The organism is Celeribacter marinus (assembly GCF_001308265.1).
In the GTDB taxonomy this organism is placed as follows: domain Bacteria; phylum Pseudomonadota; class Alphaproteobacteria; order Rhodobacterales; family Rhodobacteraceae; genus Celeribacter; species Celeribacter marinus.
In genome coordinates, this window is sequence record NZ_CP012023.1 from 889,495 (window position 1) to 909,391 (window position 19,897).

The following is a 19,897-nucleotide window of genomic DNA, read 5'->3' on the forward strand; positions in this document are numbered from 1 at the left end:
CTTGTTCTGGGCGTTGCCCCAATGGAAAGCGGCCCCGACACGGCGCGTTCAGGCCCGATCTGCCGCAAAAACCGCATCGATCATCGTTTGCGTCCCCTTGGCGTTTTCCAAATCCCACGGATAGGCCGCACCCGCGCGCACCGTGCGACAAAAGTTTTCGACCTGAACCGCGTAATGATTGACGGCTGGAAACGTCTCGATCCGGACATGATCGGACAAACGGATCTCCAGTTCGGCCTGCCCCGCGACACGGGCGTTGAATGGGGTTTTGACCACGATCACGCCTTTGGTCCCATGAAACCGCGCCTCTTGGTAGGGTGCCATGCGCATGGAGACGTAGCCGTGATAGGAAAAGCTCGGGAATGTCGCGGTGATCTCGGTTGTGACATCGACACCCGCCTCACGCACAATGCGGGTCGAGATGATCGCATCAGGCTCCTCACCCGTCACAAACCGCGCGCACCCAAAGGCATAGACTCCAATGTCACCGGCAGCCCCGCCACCCGTCTCGGCACGGTTGCGGATATTGTCGGTATCGGCGGCATTGTTATAGGAAAACGCCACATCGACCTGAACCAAATCGCCTATAACGCCCTCAGCGACCAGATCGCGCACGCGCGTCCATTGCGGGTGATGCGCAATCATGTAGGCCTCGGCACAGTGCAGACCCGTGGTATCGCGTTTGGCGATCAACCCGTCGATCTCATCCGCACTCATCGCAATCGGCTTTTCGACCAAAACATGTTTGCCAGCATCCAACGCCTTTTGCGCCCATTCGACGTGCAGGTGGTTGGGAAGCGGGATGTAAATCGCGTCCACCGTGTCGCTGGCCAATAGCGCATCATAGTCCGTGAATACCTGTAATTCAGGGCAAAACGCCTGAAACGGCTCGGCCTTTGCGGCGCTCGATGTGGCCAAAGCGACCAATTGTGCGCCCTCAGCCTCATGGATGGCCCGCGCCATATATTCGCGTGCAAACTTGGCCGCGCCTAAAACGCCCCACCGTACTGGATTTGACATGTCATCCTCCTATGCCGTTTCGCTCACACTGCCCGAGACGCGCCTATAAAAAAAGGGGCAGCCGCGGTCCGCGCGCAGCTACCCCTTTTGCATAAATAAGGAGGACGGTTTAGGCGTCCTCGGACATGCCCTCTTGGGCTGCGAGAACCTTCATCCGGTCTTGCAACTTTTCAAATGCACGCACCTCGATTTGACGAATGCGTTCACGCGACACATCATATTTGCTCGACAAATCCTCAAGCGTCACAGGCTTGTCTTGCAATTTGCGCTGCACAAGGATGTCTTTTTCACGCTCGTTGAGCACGTCCATCGCTTGCGCCAATAGGGCTCGGCGGCTTTCCAATTCGTCCTTGGCCTCGTAATCAGCGGCCGTGTTGGCGCTTTCATCTTCCAACCAGTCTTGCCATTGCGCCGCGCCATCCTCGTCACCGACCGTGGCATTGAGCGAGGCATCGCCACCCGCCATACGGCGGTTCATGGAAATCACTTCGTCCTCGGTCACACCCAAGTCAGTCGCAATGCGCGCCACGTTGTCGGGGTGCATATCCCCAACTTCAAGCGCACCAATGCGTGACTTGGCCTTGCGCAGATTAAAGAACAGCTTCTTTTGGGCGGATGTTGTGCCAAGCTTCACAAGGCTCCAAGAGCGCAAGATATATTCCTGAATCGACGCCCTGATCCACCACATCGCGTAGGTGGACAGCCGAAAGCCCTTTTCGGGATCAAACCGTTTAACAGCCTGCATCAGCCCCACGTTAGCCTCTGACACGACCTCAGCCTGCGGCAGTCCGTATCCACGATAGCCCATAGCGATTTTAGCGGCCAATCGTAGGTGCGATGTCACCAGTTTGTGGGCTGCTGAACTGTCCTCGTGATCAACCCACCGTTTGGCGAGCATGTATTCTTCTTCGTGCTCGAGCATCGGAAATTTGCGAATTTCCTGCATGTAGCGATTCAAACCCTGTTCGGGCGATGGAGCCGGCAGATTGCTGTAATTACTCATATTTCATAGCCTCCGCGTTTCATTTGATAGCATGTTACACCAATTAACATGATGTAACAACCCTTAACATAAGCTGGACCACCTAAGGGCGCTCGTTCGATCCGAACCCGAGAGATCAAACACCCATTGCCGTCAAACCCGTGACTTAAACTCATGTCTTTAACGAAGCATGGACGGATTTCCGTCGGTGTTCCATGCCTCATGACGGTTCTCACAATATTGTGCGGAATCGCAACAATGCAAGGCGCGCGTCCCTGCATTTATGCAAGGGTCACTGTGCGCACACCGATGGCGTGGACGATCTGAAACAATCAATTGAACGGCGCGGGCCTACCCGAGGGTTGCGATCAATCCCGCCATATCGGCGGGCAATTGCGCCTCAAAGCTCATATCCTCTGACGTCACGGGATGCTTGAATCCCAAGACCGCCGCATGAAGCGCCTGACGCGGGAACTGCGCAACCGCATCACGGGCTGCTTCTGACAGCGCTTTGTGCGACAGCTTGCGCCGCCCGCCATAGGTTTGATCACCGACAAGCCCGTGACCGGCATGCGCCATATGCACACGAATTTGATGCGTCCGTCCCGTTTCCAACCAACACTCGACCAGAGCCACCTGAGGCGGTGTGCCGAATAGATCCAACGGCCGCGCCCGCGTAATCGCATGACGCCCCTCGGAAAAACTCACCGCCTGCTTTTGACGATCGTTTTTGGAGCGTCCAAGCATGGTGGAAATGCGCAAAATGTTCGCACCTTCAAAACCGATGCCTTTAACGCCGCGCAACCGTGGGTCCATCACATCAGGTGCTCCGTACACGAGCGCGATATATTTACGCTCGACCGTGTGCTTTTCAAACTGTTTGGCGAGACCGTGGTGGGCCTGATCGCTTTTGGCCACGACCAACAACCCGCTGGTGTCTTTGTCGATGCGGTGGACAATACCGGGGCGCTTTTCGCCGCCGATCCCCGATAGGCTTTCCCCACAATGGTGCATCAGCGCATTCACAAGCGTCCCTGAGGGACTTCCGGGTGCAGGATGCACCACCATCCCCACAGGCTTGTTGATAACAATCAGGTGCGCGTCCTCAAAAATAACATCGAGCGCGATATCCTCAGCCACAAGTTCGGTCTCAACCGCTTCATCCACCGTGATCTCGACGGTATCGCCCTCGGATATCTTAGCCTTTTGATCCAAGGCCACCGCGCCATTTACAACAACGGCCCCATCCGCAATCAATCTCGCCAAACGTGAGCGCGACAGGTTTGCCGCCTCTGGCACATCGCGGGCAATCGCCTTATCAAGGCGCTTGGGCGGATTTTCCGCAATCTGAAAGGTGATTTTGATGGCTGACATGGACGAACCCGTGGGTGAACTGATGGACATTGATCCCGCCCAAGCCGCTCATCTGACATTTCTGCGCAGACTTGTGACGGCTCTTACGGCGGTGATGATTGGCGGGCTTTTAGTCTTGATCGTGCTCTTTGTCACCCGCTTCCCGACGATTAGCGCAACGGCGCCCTCCAAAACGATTGCATTCGACCTACCTGCGTCGATAACGCTACCGGACGGGGCCGCCCCCATCGCATTCACGCGCGGGTCCGATTGGGTCGCTATCACAACCGAGACAGAGATTTTGATTTATGACGCGGCAACAGGCGCACACCGTCAAACCGTGACACTCAAATAGCAAAGATGTCGTGCAAACGACGACATCAAAATTGAATTTGGGGGGGGTAGTGGTACCACCTCCTGGTCTCGAACCAGGGACCTCCTGATCCACAATCAGGCGCTCTAACCAACTGAGCTAAGGCGGCACTGCGGGGGATTTACTGCGCACAGGATTGGAATGCAAGAGGTGATCCGCGAAAAATGCAGCTATCTCTTTTCCTTGCCTCCCGCCACACAGCGGCGTAGGTGGTAACAATGATCAAAGGAGCCGTTTTCATGGGTATCAATTCAGAAAAAGACATCGAAGCAAACCTGCAAATCGGTCCAACGACCGAAGGCATGGTGCGCCTATTCATCGAGGCCAACGGCGTCGAAGTGCCCATGGACTTCGATCCTGAAGAAGCCGAAGAAATCGCAGAAGAGCTACGCGCCGCCGCTGATCAGGCACGCAAGGTCAGGTAACACAGCCGCTTATGCCGGTCCCGATCGATCTAACGCCCCTGCGGCACCACAGATAAAGGGTCAGGGACCAACAGATCAGGTAGAGTGACGTCATAAGACGCGCACAAAACCCGCCCAATTCGACTTGCCCCTTGCCGTGAGCGGCACCGCGTCCTACATGTGAGAGGACGGGATCTGCTCGGTTCGTACATATGGACGCATGACTCCGGTGGCCTTAAGCACCCGTACGGGAGCTGGCTCTGTCATGACCCTGGTTATGTTACCTGGCACCCACCTGATTTATCAGGCTTCGGGAGCAACGCGTTGCTACGACTGCTGCGGTCCCCCGTCACCCACACCTCCCTAGCACTCAACAATGCAAAACGGACGCCAAAGCGTCCGTTTGTGTCGTGTGATTGCTGCGCCGTATTACCTGCGATGCGAGGCCGCCACGCGCACGGGGATCGGATCAGACAGAACAGGCAATTCATCGCGCTTGCCGCCCTGATCATCATCGTCGTCTTTCCCCGCCATGCTCATAATGGTGATGGCAAATTGCACCCCCGCAAACACGATCCCGTTGGACACCCAAAGAATCACCACCGCGAGGATACCGACATCGGAATGGGTGACGAGATGCCAAAGGTTGGCGACATTAAAATACAAAAGCGCACCCACGAAGGCGGCAGAAATCACAAAGCCAATGATAGCTTGCGTGATATACAGTTTGATCAGTTTTGGCATGACAGTGCCTTTCATGATGACTCAACACCGCAACAGTAGCACGCAGTGGACATTATTCCAGATCGCCATGTGTCGCAGGTCAGCGCGGCGCAAACAAAAAGCCGCAAACCTGTTTGGCTGCGGCTGACTGCATAATTGTGTGATGGGGGCGCGGGCCCAAATGTCAGACCTTTGGCTTGAACGCGTCTGGCTGGCATTCACGTGCCATGTGATCCAAAACAGCATTGACGAATTTGGACTCTTTGCCACCCGGATAAAACGCCTTGGCCACGTCCACAAACTCTACAATCACCACTTTGGGTGGCGTCTGTTCGGCAATCAACTCACCACCTGCGGCCCGAAACAGCGCGCGCATGGTGCTATCAATACGTCCGATCGGCCATTTGGCAACCAACGCACGGTCCGTCATTTGGTCAATCTTGGCTTGTTCATTCACAGCCGTCTCGGTGATCATGTGGAAATGATCCACATCGCCCTCGATGAATGTGCCCTCTTCGACTGTTTCCAGACCAAAGAAGTGATCATAAAACTGACGGCGAACCTTATCGACCGTCTCGTCGGACGCTTCCATTTGAAATAGGGCCTGCACCGCATAGAGGCGGGCCGCAGATTTCATATCGCGTTTCGAAGGTGTCTTTTTATCGGTCATGCCGTGGTCGGTCCTGTGGTCTTGCCCGCAATGCGGATCGCATCGGAATGAAATCCGACGTCCTTGGGCGAAGCGGACCATTTGCGCGAAAGCGCGACAAGATGCAAGGCCGCAGCGGCGGCTCCGCCCCCTTTATTCTGTCCTTTTGCCTGTGCACGCACAACGGCTTGGGATTTGGTCTCTACTGTGAGGATACCGTTACCGATGCACAGGCCCGACAATCCCATAAGCGTAATGGCGCGCGATGAGTCGTTACACACCGTATCATAATGCGTGGTCTCGCCACGAATGACACAGCCAAGGGCGACGAAGCCGTCGAAATTCGACGTGCGATCCGCAATGGCAATCGCCGTTGGAACTTCCAGTGCACCGGGCACCTCGATGAGATCCCATGTGGCACCTGCCGCCTCGATCTCTGCCTTGGCCCCCACAACCAACTCATCTGTGACGTCATTGTAATAGGGCGCGACGACGATCAATACCTTGGTTGGTGTGTCGAATGTTGGCGTCTCAAGAATATTGTGGGTTTCACTCGCGGCCATTATACGTCTCCGTCGATTTTTCGGGTGCCGGTGATAGACAGCCCATACGCCTCAAGCCCCACCACTTTGGGCTTGGGGTTATTGGTGACAAGTTCCAGTTGAGATAGGCCAAGAGCTGCAAGAATTTGCGCACCTAGACCATACTGGCGTAACGTCTGCGGGCTTGCCGCATCCTCCCCCGCCATTTTCATATCGAGATCGCGCAGCAACACGACAACGCCGCGCCCCTCGGCGGCGATCAATTCCATCGCCCCCTCAATTTCGCGGGACGTGCGACCGATGCCAAGCACATCTTCGAGCGGGTTGAGCGCATGCATCCGCGTCAAAACCGGCGCATCCGTGCTCAAATCACCCTTGGACAGAACAACATGCTCGGCCCCTTGCAGATCATCCGTGAACACCTGCATATCCCACGCGCCACCAAAGGCAGAGGTCACGGTGCGATGCGCTGTGCGCGTCACGAGATTGTCGTGGCGGCGGCGATAGGCGATCAGGTCGGAAATTGTCCCGATCTTGAGGTTGTGTTTTTGTGCAAAGGATACCAGCTCGGGCAGACGCGACATCGAGCCGTCATCATTCATAATCTCGCAGATCACCGATGAGGGCTGTAGCCCTGCCAAACGCGCCACATCAACGCCCGCCTCGGTATGACCCGCGCGCACCAACACGCCGCCATCCTTAGCGCGCAGCGGGAACACGTGGCCCGGCGTGGCAATATCGGCAGAGGTCTTGGATGGATCAATCGCCACGGCAACCGTGCGGGCGCGGTCATGGGCGGAGATGCCCGTCGACACACCCTCTTTGGCTTCGATCGAAATGGTAAACGCCGTCTCATGGCGGCTAGAATTGCTCGTGGCCATCAGAGGCAGCTCAAGCGCGTCGATGCGCTCGGACGTGAGCGTCAGACAAATAAGCCCGCGTCCGTGAGTGGCCATAAAGTTGATCGCCTCAGGGGTCGCCATTTGAGACGGGATCACCAGATCGCCCTCGTTCTCGCGGTCCTCGTGGTCGATCAGGATAAACATCCGACCATTGCGGGCATCCTCGATGATTTCCTCAATGGAGGAAACGGCACTGGCGTAGCTCTCGTTTAGGTCGCTCATAAATATCTCTTTTCGCAGATCGGAAGGAATGGCGCACGGTGTTGCCCCGCGATACCCTGTCACACCGCACTTTGAAAGTGCGACGCAGCGCTCTTAGTCAAACTCGGCCAAGCGGGCCCCATAGCGCGCGAGGGTGTCGATCTCCAGATTGATCACATCGCCCACCGATGCAGCCCCCCATGTCGTGACCTGTTGCGTGTGCGGAATGATGTTCACGCCGAACCGACAACCATCGACCTCATTGACCGTGAACGATGTGCCGTCCAAGGCCACCGAGCCTTTGGGGGCCACGAATTTGGCAAGGGCCTCGGGCGCGTCAAACACAAATCGCGTGCTCTCGCCCTCGTCCGTCATCGATACAATCGTCGCCACACCATCCACATGACCCGACACGATATGACCGCCAAGCTCGTCACCAAGGCGCAAAGCACGTTCGAGATTGAGCGCGCTGCCGACAGCCCAATCACGGATATTCGTTTTGCTCACACTTTCTGCCGAGATTTGCACGTCAAACCAGTTTTGCGGCGCAGTGCCGAGCGCAATCACCGTCAAACAAACACCGCTACAGGCAATCGACGCGCCGATGTCGATCCCGTCCACATCGTAATCGCACCCGATCCGCGCGCGCAAATCGCCCTTTTGCTCAAGCTCCAGAACGTGCCCTACATTAGTGATGATGCCTGTAAACATGGTGTTTTCCTCTCGAATTCGCCCCAAGAGGTAACGCTGTGCCGCCCCCCTTACAAGGCCGATTGCGTCACATCCCGATATCGCGCGGCTATGTCTTAATTGACACGCCGCTCATAAACCCGAAAACTAAGCCACACATTGGCCCGATTATTCCTCTATGTCGTTCTGAATTGGTAATAAAAGCGACCCCCGACATGCGTGATCCCGTAACCAGTAACAGCCCAGACCAGTGCCTCGACGAGACGCGCGTGTTTCTCATGCTCCAAGGACCGCACGGGCCATATTTTTGGCAGTTGGGCAAAATGTTGCGCGCGGCGGGTGCCACCGTTTGGCGGGTCGGATTTAACGCGGGCGACCGCGCCTTTTGGTTCTCGACCAAGACATTTCTGCCCTACACCGATACGCCTGAGGCATGGCCTGACACCTTTCAATCCATCGTCGCGGACAAGGGTGTTACCGACATCGTTTTGTACGGCGACCCGCGCCCCGTGCATGCCCTCGCCGTAGCCCGCGCCAAAGAGTTGGGCCTGCGCATCCACGTCTTTGAGGAGGGCTATCTGCGGCCGTTCTGGATCACCTACGAGCGTGATGGGGCCAACGGACATTCCGCTCTGATGGGCCTGAGTGTGGAGCAAATGCGCACGGCATTGGCGAACATTGATCACGACAATATCGAGGCACCCGACCATTGGGGCGACATGCGCCAACACATCTTTTACGGCGCGCTCTACCACTGGTTTGTGATGTTTCGAAACGGCGCGTTCAAACATTTTCGCGGCCACCGCGAATTGCCAGTGACCTACGAATTCATGCTCTATTTCAAACGCTTGATCATGATGCCCCTGCACCGCGCGTCTCGCCGCTGGCGCACGTGGCGCATTCGCCGCTCTGGTCATCCATTTCATATCGCCCTGCTGCAACTTGAACATGATGCCAGTTTTCAGGTGCATTCGCACTACTCCACCATGCCCGAGTTTATCTCGGACGTGATCGACGGGTTTGCCAAAGGCGCGCCGCGCCACCACCACCTCGTGTTCAAAGCACATCCGCTCGAAAGTGACCGCCGCAATCTGTTGGCCGAGGTTAAACGACTTGCCGCAAATTTTGGCGTCACAGGACGCGTGCATTTCGTGCGCGGTGGTAAGCTTGCCTCCTTGCTCAACTATGCTCGCTCGGCCGTGACCGTAAATTCGACCGCCGGCCAACAAGCCCTCGCGCGCGGCTTGCCCTTGCGCACATTTGGCACCGCCGTCTTTGCCAAACCCGAATTTGTCTCGCATCAATCCCTCGACGCGTTTTTTATGCACCCCGAGCGGCCTGACACCCGCGCCTACAAAGATTATCGTCAATTCCTATTGGAAACCAGTCAGGTTCCCGGCGGGTTCTATTCCGCGCGCGGGCGGCGTCAATTGCTGCGTCTTGTCGTCGATATGATGCTGGCGCAACACGGGCCCTATGACGCGCTGATCAACGGAAATGCCCACCCCCGCCCGTCTTTGCGGCCCACGCGGTGATCAAACGCCGTTCAGATCTACCGCTACATTTAGAGCCAAACAACACGCGCCATACACTCACTGGCCATGCCATGACAGGTCGCGGCGCATAGGCAACACCTTACGGCGCGAAAACTCACCGCACCGCCTGCACAGTGGATTTTGATCCCGCAATCAGGTATTTATCCCCAAAAGCTTGTAAAAAGCATCGAGAGGTAGAGCAGTGAACGTATTTAAATCGCGCATGGCCCGTGCCGTGGTCGCAGCCGCGCTTTTGGCCAGCGTAACCGCCTGTGGTCTCCCCCGATCCGGTCCCAACAAAAAAGAAATCTTTGCAGGTTCTGTCCTAAACGATGGCGACGCATTTATTATCGCCGTGAACGACCGCGTCACTGCGGCTACGGGCGTCACTCAATCGCTTGGTTTCACCCAATCCTTTGTCAGCGCGGGCGTTGTCGGCTCCGACACGATCAATCCCGGAGACACCTTGGCGTTGACCATTTGGGAAAACGTCGATGACGGCCTGCTCGCCAACCAAGGGGCCAACGCAACTGTCCTTAACCAAGTTCAAGTGGACGGTGCGGGCTTTATCTTTGTCCCATACGCGGGCCGGATCAAAGCTGCGGGCAACAGCCCCGAAGCAATCCGCCGCATCATTACCGAAAAGCTCGACACCCAAACCCCCGACCCGCAAGTTCTCGTATCCCGCGTGGCCGGTGATGGCGCAACAGTGACGGTCGCGGGTTCCATCAATGGCCGTGGCGTCTACCCGATCGAGCGCCCAACACGCACGCTATCCGCGATGCTAGCGGCGGCAGGTGGCGTGAACGTCAGCCCCGACATTGCCCGCGTCAAAGTCACCCGTGGCGGCAAAACAGGCACCGTTTGGTATGAGGACATCTTTACCGAACCAAATTACGATATTGCTCTACGCAACGGCGACCGCATTTTGATTGAAGCCGACCCACGCGAATTTATGGCGCTAGGCGCAACCGGCGCGCAAACCGTTGTGCCCTTTGAAAGCCGGACACTCTCCGCCCTTGAGGCCATCGCACGTGTTGGCGGCTTGCAAACCAATAGCGCCGATCCAACGGGCGTCTTTGTGTTTCGCAATGAAAACGAGGCCATTTCCAAACAGGTATTGGGCCGCGACGACATCACAGGCACACAGCGCCTCGTCTACGTTCTCAATCTGACAGAGCCGAACGGGCTGTTTATGGCGCGTGATTTCATCATCCGCGATGGCGACACGGTTTACGTCACCGAAGCTCCGTTTGTGCAGTGGCAAAAAACGCTGGGCGCGATCAACGGATCGATATCGGCGGCTGACTCGCTGGCCGCTAGCGTTCAATAAACGGCACCATGAGCCACTCATGGAGCACGCCTAGCACCGCCTCGAACACTGGTTCGGGGCGGTGTTCTATATCCGCCGAGCTGCACGACCATCCAACACTTTTCACCCTCGCCAAAACCCGCACGCAATCGTCGCCGCCCCCCGCATGGATCGGCCCCGCTCCCCTATGGGCCGACATGGCCCCCACAGGACTTTGGGCGGACGCATTGGCATGCCCTCTCACTGGTAAGCGCTCTGACCTTGAGCACTTGCTCGCCTGCGCACCGTTGGATGACACCGCATTACTAGACCGCGCGCGTGCGGGGATCGCGTGGTGGCAATCATCGCAAATATGCAAGTATTCAGCGCACTCGGAGCATAATCCAAAGATAAATGTTCCATATGTCCTCGTTTTAGATCAGCCCAAATCGGACGAAAGCTTCGAGACAGGCTCGGATACCGATGCTCTGTTGCGCGAAATGCTCGTCTTTGCCCAGACCGAGCTGACTCGCACCCATGTGGTCATTCTCACCGTCGACGGGGGCCATTTCAGCGCGACAGATGCGTCCGAAACCATCACCGTGGTGCCGCATACAGCCAATCCGTGGCCGTTACTCGAATACGCCACGCGCATCTATTCACACAGTGCCTCTCTTGGATTTGAGGCCATTTTGTCAGGCCACCACCCGCGCGTTTTCGGACAGCCATGGTACGCAGGATGGGGCCTAACAGACGACGAAAATCCTGTACCGCACCGCGCGCGCACACTCACCCGCGCACAACTTTTTGCCGCGTCCATGATCCTTTACCCCACATGGATCAATCCGCGCACCGGCGCGCCTTGCGATTTCGAAGAGGCCATGGCCCACGCACAGGCCCGCCACCGCGCCGCCCGCGAGGACGCGCATGGATATGTCGCGTCCGGATTGGCACGCTGGAAACACAAACACATGCGCCGCACCTTTGGCCGAGCGCGATTTGAGATCACCAACGATCCTCATAAAATTGCCTTGGCGAAAAACCGTGGTGCGCGTCACATGGCGTGGGGAGCCCATGAAACCGCCGACATTCGCGTCGAAGATGGCTTTTTACGCTCCAAAGGATTGGGGGCGGCTCTGATTGCTCCCGTCTCACTCACGCTCGATGAGAACCGGATTTATTTTGACCCAACGCGCCCGAGCCAGCTTGAGAAACTCATCACACAGCGCGCCGACCTACCAGAGTTTGCACGCCGCCGTATCCGCGCGTTTCTAACGCGCCTGCATACAGCTCGGCTGACCAAATACAACACCAGAACGACCCATGTTGAACTCCCCCAAGGCGAGAAAATTCTTGTCGTTGGCCAAGTCGAGGATGACGCCTCAATCAAATTGGGAGCGGGCGAGATTGCGACCAGCCGCGACCTTGTGCGCGCGGCGCGCACCGCTCACCCGACCGCCTATATCGTGTTCAAGCCCCATCCAGACGTCGAGGCAGGCCTGAGAAAAGGTGACTTGGCCGAAATACGCGATTTGTGCAACTTGATCGCGCATAACGCGGACCCGATTTCTCTCATTGAGGCCTGTGATCGGGTCTGGACAATGACCTCTCTCTTGGGGTTCGAGGCGCTTTTGCGCGCCACTCCCGTGACATGCACAGGTACACCGTTTTATGCAGGCTGGGGCTTAACCGATGATCGTGGTGTCGTCCCCGCACGGCGCGCTGCACGTCCCTCCCTTGAGGGCCTCGCACACGCCGTACTGATCGACTTTCCCCGCTACAGTGATCCGGCCACCGGCGCACCAATCAGTCCAGAAGACGCCGTTGACCTTTTGATCACACAAGGACAAGGGCGCAGTGCTTTCGCACAATACGCCTTGGCCCGCCTGATCCAGCTGCGCAATCGCTTTGTGAAATAATTTAGTTTCTCGTCCAATGCGTTAGCGCATCAACCCCAACTTGTTCAGCATGAGAAATCTCATAGCGGCGTGCCATCGCCAAATGATCAAGCCCGAGCGCGCCAATCCCCGACTTGCCCTCCGCTCCAATGGCAAGGCCCGCTGTAAACAACGCCACATGATCGACCAAATCCGCGGCCAAAAGAGACGCAGCCAATGCGCCGCCACCCTCACAAAACACACGGGTGAGCCCCGCCGCACCCAACGCGCTCAGTGCAGCGCGCGCATCCAGTTTTCCACCCACAACGGCCACCTCAAACAGGCGCGCCCCCAAACCCGTCCACGCCGCAATGAAATCACGCGGCGCATCAGGACCATGGACAAGCCACACAGGTGTCTCATGTGCGGTTTGTGCAAGTTTTCCCGTCAACGGGATATCCAAACGGCGTGACAAAACAACGCGAACGGGCTGCCTTGCAACACCAAGATCACGAACGTTGAGCGTCGGATCATCGGCTCGTGCGGTCCCGCCACCGACCAGCACCGCATCGTGAACCGCGCGCATGGCATGAACACGCCGCCGCGCGAGCGCACCGGTAATCCATTGACTTTCGCCCGTTGCCGTGGCGATCCGCCCATCCCATGAGGTTGCAAGCTTGAGCGTCAGCATCGGCTGTCCGAGCTCAATGCGCTTCAAAAATCCTATCTGATCCTGAGATGCCTCATCCGCGCAAACGCCCGTAACAACCTCAAGACCTGCGGTCCGCAAATGGGCAATGCCCTGTCCATTCACACGCGGGTCAGGATCCCCCAACGCGATCACGACACGCGCCACCCCTGCCGCGATTAACGCATCGGCACAGGGCGGCGTTTGACCGTGATGTGAGCATGGCTCTAACGTGACATAAGCCGTGGCCCCCCGCGCCGCATCACCCGCCTGCACAAGCGCCATCGTTTCCGCATGCGGACGCCCGCCCGCCTGTGTCCAACCGCGTCCCACAATGCGGCCCTCACGCACGATCACACAGCCCACCGCAGGGTTCGGCCAAGTCGATCCAAGGCCACGACGCCCAAGCGTCAATGCATGGCGCATATGGGCATCGTCACACATTTGAAACGCTATTCTTCGGGCGCGCTTGGGCGCAACTCACTGACAAACTTATCAAAATCGTCAGCCGCTTGGAAGTTTTTATAGACCGAGGCAAAGCGCACGTAGGCAACGGTATCGATCCGCGCGAGGCTTTCCATCACAATCTCACCAATTGAGCCTGACGGAATATCCGTCTCGCCCATGCTCTCCAAACGGCGCACAATACCCGAAATCATCTGGTCCAGACGCTCCGGCTCTATGGGGCGTTTTTGGGTTGCGATGCGAATAGACCGCTCGAGTTTATCGCGGTCAAAATCTTCGCGGCGCCCGTTGGTTTTAACAACCACCAAGTCGCGCAGCTGCACCCGCTCATATGTCGTGAAACGCCCGCCACATGACGAGCAAAACCTACGGCGACGGATCGCAACGTGGTCTTCAGCCGGACGGCTGTCTTTCACTTGGGTATCCATATTTCCACAAAATGGACAACGCATCGGCGTCCCCTTTTCTCTAACACTGCCTCTTTCATATGGGGTCTACGCCCCACTTATCCACAGGCACTATAGGGGCATGACCAAACCTTGGGTAGATGGAAAATTAACCGCAACATATAGTGTCGCGCGGGTGTGGCCACAAAGACTCTCGCCCCGCCACGGCTACCTCAATAGCCCGACCACACGGCGTAGGTGCGCACGGTCTCGATGTTCGAAAAGGTAAAGTCCCTGCCACGTTCCAAGCGCCATACGGCCCGAAATAATCGGAATTGTTAAAGTTATAGGGAGCATGGATGCCTTGATATGGGCGGGCATGTCATCCGGTCCCTCATAGGTATGCGTCAGATAGGACATGCTCGGGTCTGATGTCGGCGGGGCAAGGTGTGCAAAATAGGCTTTGAGGTCGACTTGCACATCGGGGTCCGCGTTTTCCTGGATCAGCAGCGAAGCTGACGTATGTTGAACAATCAGCGTCAGTGCTGCCTCCAACGGCCCCTCCCCCGCAACCCAACGCGCCACCTCATCCGTGAACTCGTATAGGCCCTGCCCATGGGTCGAAATTTCGAAAACGGTGTGGCTCATGGCGCGTCCCTCACTCACACGGACCGGCGCGCAACGGCTGCGCGGTATCGGAGCGACAAAATCCTGCGTCTTGCATCGCAAAATTCAGCGTATCCAACTCAAATACTGTACCGGCCTCACCGCTGACATCGCAGGCTAGCGTGGCAAGCACGCGACCCGCGCGCGCAACCTCAAGGCCACCTGACATCTCTTGGTCAATTTTATCGTAGGACCACGAAAGCGTATATGAAAATTCTTGATTGTCGACGGTCACGCGGTCCCAGATCGACCGCCCGATGCCGCTCCACGGCAGCATCGCAATTTCGTCAAAGTCACGGGTCAATTCGATCTCTGGCGCGCCTGCGGCCCCGAACCGATAGGTTACACGCGACTCGTCCGGCGTGAGGCACAATTCGACCGCCTTGCTGCCGACAGAGCATGAAAACACCGCCTCTTGGTTGCCCGCACACACAGCTAAGGCAGGTGACGCGGCGCAGACAAAGACAGCAATCAAAGGTGTGAGAAAATTATAGGACATTTGATCCTCATGTGATGAGGAACCATAGCCCAAAGCAACGCGTGAGAAAAGTTAAGAGGCGTTATCGTCTACGACACACACCACAGTAGGCGAAATCGACCCGCGACCTGACGCGGGCAAGACCGCCGCGTCCTGTACTGGCGGCACAAATACGGCCGCCAAGGTTGCAACACACAGCTCCAAATCGGCGGCAGACACTGGAATCTCAACGACTTGCACAGCGTCAGAGGGGGCCGCGACAGACGCCGTTGTGACCATGGCCGCGAGAGACGCGAGTATGAGAATGAAGTTGGATGACATTGCAGTACCTTTCTGGGACGGGCCCTAAGAGGTAACGCACAAACAGTTAACAGACGCTCAACTTCGGACGCAAATCTGACCCTGCGCCGTATACAAAAACGCCCCCGTTTCCGAGGGCGTTTTAAAACTTACTGATCTAAGAAGCTGCGCAGTTTGCGTGAACGGCTCGGATGCTTCAGCTTGCGTAGCGCCTTCGCTTCGATCTGGCGAATACGTTCGCGGGTCACGGAGAACTGTTGACCCACTTCCTCGAGCGTATGGTCGGTGTTCATCCCGATGCCAAACCGCATGCGCAACACACGTTCTTCGCGCGGCGTGAGGCTGGCCAAGACGCGCGTTGTCGTCTCTTTGAGGTTTTCCTGAATGGCGCTATCGAGCGGCAAGATCGCGTTCTTGTCCTCGATGAAATCGCCAAGCTGTGAATCCTCCTCGTCGCCAATTGGCGTTTCCAAGGAAATCGGCTCTTTGGCGATTTTCATCACCTTGCGGACTTTTTCGAGCGGCATTTGCAGCTTCTCGGCCAATTCCTCAGGTGTCGGTTCGCGGCCGATTTCGTGCAACATCTGGCGACCGGTACGGACCAGTTTGTTGATCGTCTCGATCATGTGCACAGGAATACGGATCGTGCGCGCCTGATCGGCAATAGACCGTGTGATCGCCTGACGGATCCACCATGTCGCGTAGGTGGAGAATTTATAGCCACGGCGATATTCGAACTTATCAACGGCCTTCATCAGACCGATGTTGCCCTCTTGGATGAGGTCAAGGAACTGTAGACCACGGTTGGTGTACTTTTTGGCGATGGAAATCACGAGGCGCAGGTTGGCCTCGACCATTTCTTTCTTCGCCTGACGCGCTTCTTTTTCGCCCTTTTGAACCTGCTGCACGATGCGGCGGAATTCGGAGATATCAACACCAACGTACTGACCGACTTGGGCCATATCGCCGCGAAGCTCCTCAACCTTGTCAGAGTGACGGTCAATCAGCATCTGCCAGCCGCGGCCCTTTTTGGCATCCATCCGCTCAAGCCACGTTGGGTCAAGTTCTGCCCCACGGTACTCTTCGATAAATTCACGGCGGTTGATGCGCGCTTGGTCGGCGAGTTTCACCATGCCGCTGTCGATCATCATGATCCGTTTGTTGATGCCATAAAGTTGGTCAATCAACGCCTCGATACGGTTGTTGTGCAGGTGAAGCGAGTTGACCAAAACGACGATTTCAGACCGCAACTGTTGGTATTCTTGCTCTTCGGCTTTCGAGAATGTGCCATCTTCGTTCAGCGTGGCACTCATCCGCAAATCTTGCATTTCAGACAGGCGCGCAAAATCACCCGAAATACCGGCAAGCGTCTCCAGCACGGAAGGCTTGAGCGCCGCTTCCATCGCCGCAAGCGACATGTTGGCCTGCTCGTCCTCATCCTCGTCATCGTCGTCATCGTCGCCCGAAATCGGATTGCCGTCGGCGTCGAACTCTTGTGCTTTTTCTTTTGTGGTGTCCTCGGTTGCTGCGGCGGCAAGGCCACCCACAACGGCCTCTTGATCATCACCCTCCAACCCTGTGCCGAACGTGGCCTCAAGGTCGATCACGTCACGCAGCAAAATATCCTCGGACAACAATTCGTCATGCCAGATGGTGATCGCCTGAAACGTCAGCGGGCTTTCACACAACCCCAAGATCATCGTATTTCGGCCGGCCTCGATGCGTTTGGCAATGGCGATTTCGCCCTCACGCGACAGCAATTCAACCGATCCCATTTCACGCAGATACATCCGCACGGGGTCATCGGTGCGATCTAGCTTTTCAGCGTCGCCACCGGCAAGGGTCAGATCACGCGCTTTGGTCTCGACCAACTCGCCGCCCTTCGCCTCTTCTTCTTCGGCTTCTTCGGCTTCGATGATGTTAATGCCCATCTCGGAGAGCATCGACATCACGTCCTCGATCTGCTCGGAACTGACCTGATCAGGCGGCAGCACGTTGTTGAGCTGATCGTAGGTGATGTAGCCTTTTTCACGCGCCTCGGCGATCATCTTTTTAACAGCGGCTTGGCTCATATCGAGCATTGCATCGCCGTCTTGATCGTCACGTTTGGCGTCGTCGTTGTCTTTGGCAGCCATCAGGCGCTCCTCATCCGAAGTCGTGTTGCCTATCATCGGCGCACACCGCGCGTCCGAATCAGGTCGTAATGCGAATCATGTCATGCGATTCGGCGATTCGCCACCCGCATACCGAAGATTACTTACCGTTTCGCGTCTCTGAGCGGAGATTACAAGCAATGCTGTCCCCGACCCGCAACGCGCGCTCTATAAACAGACGCCATAGATAGGGCGTCTGTCCCGTTTTTCAGCCCTGTTTATCAGGACCAATGCGCGACAACAGATTGCGGAAAAATGCACGCTCATCGCGCTTCACCTCCGCACCGTTATCGGCGATATCAAATTCTGTCCGATCCTCTGCCTCGGCTTTCGTCGCCTTGTTGCGCGCTTCAGCCGCGGCTCCCAAACGATAGGTAACGTTTTCATCGCCCGCGTCCACTAGATCAACGATCCCGTCATTGACCTCACGCAGATACCCACGACGCGCTTTGATTTTGGCTAATTCCTCAACCAGACACACCTCCGCCGTCTCCAAATCAGGCTTGCGAACAGGCGGTGCGATTTGCACATGGGGATGCGCCATCAACCGATCAAGGGGAGCACGCCCCACCATCTCACTAACCGCATCCCAAAGCCCCGCCCCCGTATCGCAGTGGGTCAAAATAGCATTCAGAATCTGACCATGCTCGGGCGTCGAGGGGTGAAGCCCTTCGAGTTGCGACAAAAACGTCTCTGCAAGTGTTGGGTTGCGCAACACTGTCGCCAAAACCACGGCCTCGCGCATCAGATCGCCAAACCCCTCGTCACCAGACACCAAAAGGGATGTTTTGAGACCTTCGGTTGGAATGGCTGGACCTGACGCCCAACGGCCACCCGGCCCGCGCCCGCCGCCCTTGCGCGGCTGCCACGCCCCGCCGCCCTGTTGACGCGGCGCGCTGTTCTCGCGTTTGGGGTGAAACAACTCCCACCGCATCTCTTTGAGGATGTCGCCGTAATGGGATTTGATCGACGGATCGGCAATCGGGCGGATGGTGTCACGCAATACCTTATCCAATGATGCACGCCGCTCGGGACTATCGAACACTTTGCCCTCGGTTTCGCGCCGCCATAACAAGGCCACCATGGGCAACGCACCATTAAGCTGCTCTTGCATCGCTTCGGCGCCACGCGCCTTGATCAGATCGTCGGGATCTTGCCCCTCGGGCATCACCGCAAAGCGTAATCCAGACCCCGATTGCAACAGCGGCATGGCGATATCGATCACACGGTAGGCCGCACGCAGGCCCGCCTTATCACCATCAAGCGCGATCACAGGCTCTGAGTGCATCCGCCACATCAGTTGCAACTGCATCTCGGTCACAGCGGTGCCAAGGGGCGCCACCGCCGCCTCAAAACCGGCCTCGGCCAAGGCGATCACATCCATATAGCCCTCGGCCACGATCAGCGTCTGGCCGCGCCCGCACGCCGCCCGCGCGTTCTTTTGGTTGTAGAGCGCGTTGGATTTATCAAACAGCTCGGTTTGCGGCCCGTTGAGATATTTCGCCCGCGCATTGGGATCCATCGCCCGCCCGCCAAACGAGATCACCCGCCCGCGCCCATCGCGGATCGGAAACATAATACGGTCGCGGTAAAAATCGTACATTGATCGGCCATCGTCAGGCTTGCCCGCCAGACCCGCCGCATGGGCCAACTCCGCCGATATGCCGTTGTCTTTAAGATATGCCAAAAGAACGTTGCCGTTGGGCGCATACCCAATCTCGAACTGTTCACGGGTGGCCAGTTTCATCTCGCGGCGATCTAGATAGGCGCGCGCCTGTGCGCCCACCGACTGGCTCAGGCTCATCTTGAAAAACCGCAACGCCACCTCGTTCACATCGACCAACTCGGTGCGCTTATCGGCTTTCTTTTGCGCCTGTGGATCGCGCTCGGGCATCGGCATGCCAACTTCGCGGGCGAGAATTTCAATCGCCTCCATGAAACTGACGTTTTCCGTCTCTTTCACAAACCCGATCGCGTCACCTTTGGCATGGCACCCAAAGCAATAGTAGAACCCTTGTTTGTCATCGACATGGAAGGACGCGGTTTTTTCGTGGTGAAACGGGCACGGCGCCCACATGTCGCCTTTGCCCTGATTGGACTTCTTGTTGTCCCACATGACCTTACGGCCAACCACTTGGGTTAGCGACACGCGGTTGCGCAACTCATCGAGGAATCCGGGAGGCAATGACATAAGGAGCAGTATCCGTCCGCAAGCAAGC

General features: G+C 57.0%; 20 protein-coding genes and 1 tRNA gene. 5 read left to right on the top strand and 16 right to left on the bottom strand.

The window, feature by feature from the left end:
* Nucleotides 1-48 precede the first annotated feature (48 nt).
* From IMCC12053_RS04220 to IMCC12053_RS04230, 3 genes are all read right to left on the bottom strand, one after another.
* Nucleotides 49-1,020 (bottom strand): Gfo/Idh/MocA family protein, encoded by a 972-nt coding sequence (locus IMCC12053_RS04220; protein WP_062216053.1) that lies wholly within the window; start codon nt 1,018-1,020, stop codon nt 49-51.
* A 109-nt stretch (nt 1,021-1,129) separates the two neighbouring features.
* The gene (gene rpoH / locus IMCC12053_RS04225; RefSeq protein WP_062216055.1) at nt 1,130-2,023 is read right to left on the bottom strand and encodes an RNA polymerase sigma factor RpoH; all 894 of its coding nucleotides are present in this window, start codon (nt 2,021-2,023) and stop codon (nt 1,130-1,132) included.
* Nucleotides 2,024-2,353: 330 nt separating this feature from the next.
* Complete coding sequence (locus IMCC12053_RS04230) at nt 2,354-3,376, bottom strand: RluA family pseudouridine synthase (protein ID WP_062216057.1); 1,023 nt, start codon at nt 3,374-3,376, stop codon at nt 2,354-2,356.
* Here IMCC12053_RS04230 and IMCC12053_RS04235 point away from each other — a divergent pair.
* Nucleotides 3,366-3,710: a DUF6476 family protein gene (locus IMCC12053_RS04235; RefSeq protein ID WP_335337319.1), complete on the top strand. Its 345-nt coding sequence runs from the start codon at nt 3,366-3,368 to the stop codon at nt 3,708-3,710. The genes IMCC12053_RS04230 and IMCC12053_RS04235 overlap by 11 nt on opposite strands.
* Nucleotides 3,711-3,760: 50 nt before the next feature.
* On the opposite strand, the gene IMCC12053_RS04240 is transcribed toward IMCC12053_RS04235, so the two are convergent.
* A tRNA-His gene (locus tag IMCC12053_RS04240) sits at nt 3,761-3,837 on the bottom strand.
* Nucleotides 3,838-3,967: 130 nt separating this feature from the next.
* Between IMCC12053_RS04240 and IMCC12053_RS04245 the strand changes: the two genes are divergently transcribed.
* Entirely contained in the window at nt 3,968-4,153 is a 186-nt protein-coding gene (locus IMCC12053_RS04245) for a DUF6324 family protein (RefSeq protein WP_062216059.1), read from the top strand.
* Between the two features lie 408 nt (nt 4,154-4,561).
* On the opposite strand, the gene IMCC12053_RS04250 is transcribed toward IMCC12053_RS04245, so the two are convergent.
* From IMCC12053_RS04250 to IMCC12053_RS04270, 5 genes are all read right to left on the bottom strand, one after another.
* A complete protein-coding gene (locus IMCC12053_RS04250) occupies nt 4,562-4,876 on the bottom strand; it encodes a hypothetical protein (protein WP_062220847.1) in 315 nt (104 codons plus the stop codon).
* 163 nt (nt 4,877-5,039) lie between these two features.
* A complete protein-coding gene (gene nusB, locus IMCC12053_RS04255) occupies nt 5,040-5,525 on the bottom strand; it encodes a transcription antitermination factor NusB (protein WP_062216061.1) in 486 nt (161 codons plus the stop codon).
* Complete coding sequence (locus IMCC12053_RS04260) at nt 5,522-6,067, bottom strand: 6,7-dimethyl-8-ribityllumazine synthase (protein ID WP_062216063.1); 546 nt, start codon at nt 6,065-6,067, stop codon at nt 5,522-5,524. Before IMCC12053_RS04260 ends, nusB begins: the two co-directional genes overlap by 4 nt.
* Nucleotides 6,067-7,170: a 3,4-dihydroxy-2-butanone-4-phosphate synthase gene (gene ribB, locus IMCC12053_RS04265; RefSeq protein WP_062216065.1), complete on the bottom strand. Its 1,104-nt coding sequence runs from the start codon at nt 7,168-7,170 to the stop codon at nt 6,067-6,069. The genes IMCC12053_RS04260 and ribB overlap by 1 nt, the downstream gene beginning before the upstream one ends.
* A gap of 93 nt (nt 7,171-7,263) precedes the next feature.
* Nucleotides 7,264-7,860, bottom strand: coding sequence for a riboflavin synthase (locus tag IMCC12053_RS04270; protein ID WP_062216067.1), 597 nt, complete (start codon nt 7,858-7,860; stop codon nt 7,264-7,266).
* 194 nt (nt 7,861-8,054) lie between these two features.
* On the opposite strand from IMCC12053_RS04270, the gene IMCC12053_RS04275 reads away from it, so the two are divergent.
* From IMCC12053_RS04275 to IMCC12053_RS04285, 3 genes are all read left to right on the top strand, one after another.
* Nucleotides 8,055-9,374 (top strand): capsule biosynthesis protein, encoded by a 1,320-nt coding sequence (locus IMCC12053_RS04275; protein ID WP_062216069.1) that lies wholly within the window; start codon nt 8,055-8,057, stop codon nt 9,372-9,374.
* Between the two features lie 223 nt (nt 9,375-9,597).
* Entirely contained in the window at nt 9,598-10,707 is a 1,110-nt protein-coding gene (locus IMCC12053_RS04280; RefSeq protein WP_177205485.1) for a polysaccharide biosynthesis/export family protein, read from the top strand.
* Nucleotides 10,708-10,715: 8 nt separating this feature from the next.
* Nucleotides 10,716-12,584, top strand: a complete 1,869-nt coding sequence (locus IMCC12053_RS04285; protein WP_082389034.1) for a capsular polysaccharide biosynthesis protein — start codon at nt 10,716-10,718, stop codon at nt 12,582-12,584.
* Nucleotide 12,585: 1 nt separating this feature from the next.
* Here IMCC12053_RS04285 and ribD read toward each other — a convergent pair whose 3' ends face one another.
* From ribD to dnaG, 7 genes are all read right to left on the bottom strand, one after another.
* A complete protein-coding gene (gene ribD / locus IMCC12053_RS04290; RefSeq protein ID WP_236852528.1) occupies nt 12,586-13,674 on the bottom strand; it encodes a bifunctional diaminohydroxyphosphoribosylaminopyrimidine deaminase/5-amino-6-(5-phosphoribosylamino)uracil reductase RibD in 1,089 nt (362 codons plus the stop codon).
* 8 nt (nt 13,675-13,682) lie between these two features.
* Nucleotides 13,683-14,147, bottom strand: a complete 465-nt coding sequence (gene nrdR, locus IMCC12053_RS04295; RefSeq protein ID WP_062216073.1) for a transcriptional regulator NrdR — start codon at nt 14,145-14,147, stop codon at nt 13,683-13,685.
* Between the two features lie 162 nt (nt 14,148-14,309).
* A complete protein-coding gene (locus IMCC12053_RS04300; RefSeq protein WP_062216074.1) occupies nt 14,310-14,729 on the bottom strand; it encodes a secondary thiamine-phosphate synthase enzyme YjbQ in 420 nt (139 codons plus the stop codon).
* Nucleotides 14,730-14,739: 10 nt separating this feature from the next.
* Nucleotides 14,740-15,246, bottom strand: a complete 507-nt coding sequence (locus IMCC12053_RS04305) for a hypothetical protein (protein WP_062216077.1) — start codon at nt 15,244-15,246, stop codon at nt 14,740-14,742.
* Nucleotides 15,247-15,297: 51 nt separating this feature from the next.
* Nucleotides 15,298-15,546, bottom strand: a complete 249-nt coding sequence (locus tag IMCC12053_RS04310) for a hypothetical protein (RefSeq protein WP_062216079.1) — start codon at nt 15,544-15,546, stop codon at nt 15,298-15,300.
* A 128-nt stretch (nt 15,547-15,674) separates the two neighbouring features.
* Nucleotides 15,675-17,660: an RNA polymerase sigma factor RpoD gene (gene rpoD, locus IMCC12053_RS04315; protein ID WP_062216081.1), complete on the bottom strand. Its 1,986-nt coding sequence runs from the start codon at nt 17,658-17,660 to the stop codon at nt 15,675-15,677.
* A gap of 226 nt (nt 17,661-17,886) precedes the next feature.
* The gene (dnaG, locus tag IMCC12053_RS04320) at nt 17,887-19,869 is read right to left on the bottom strand and encodes a DNA primase (RefSeq protein WP_062216083.1); all 1,983 of its coding nucleotides are present in this window, start codon (nt 19,867-19,869) and stop codon (nt 17,887-17,889) included.
* Between the last annotated feature and the right edge of the window lie 28 nt (nt 19,870-19,897).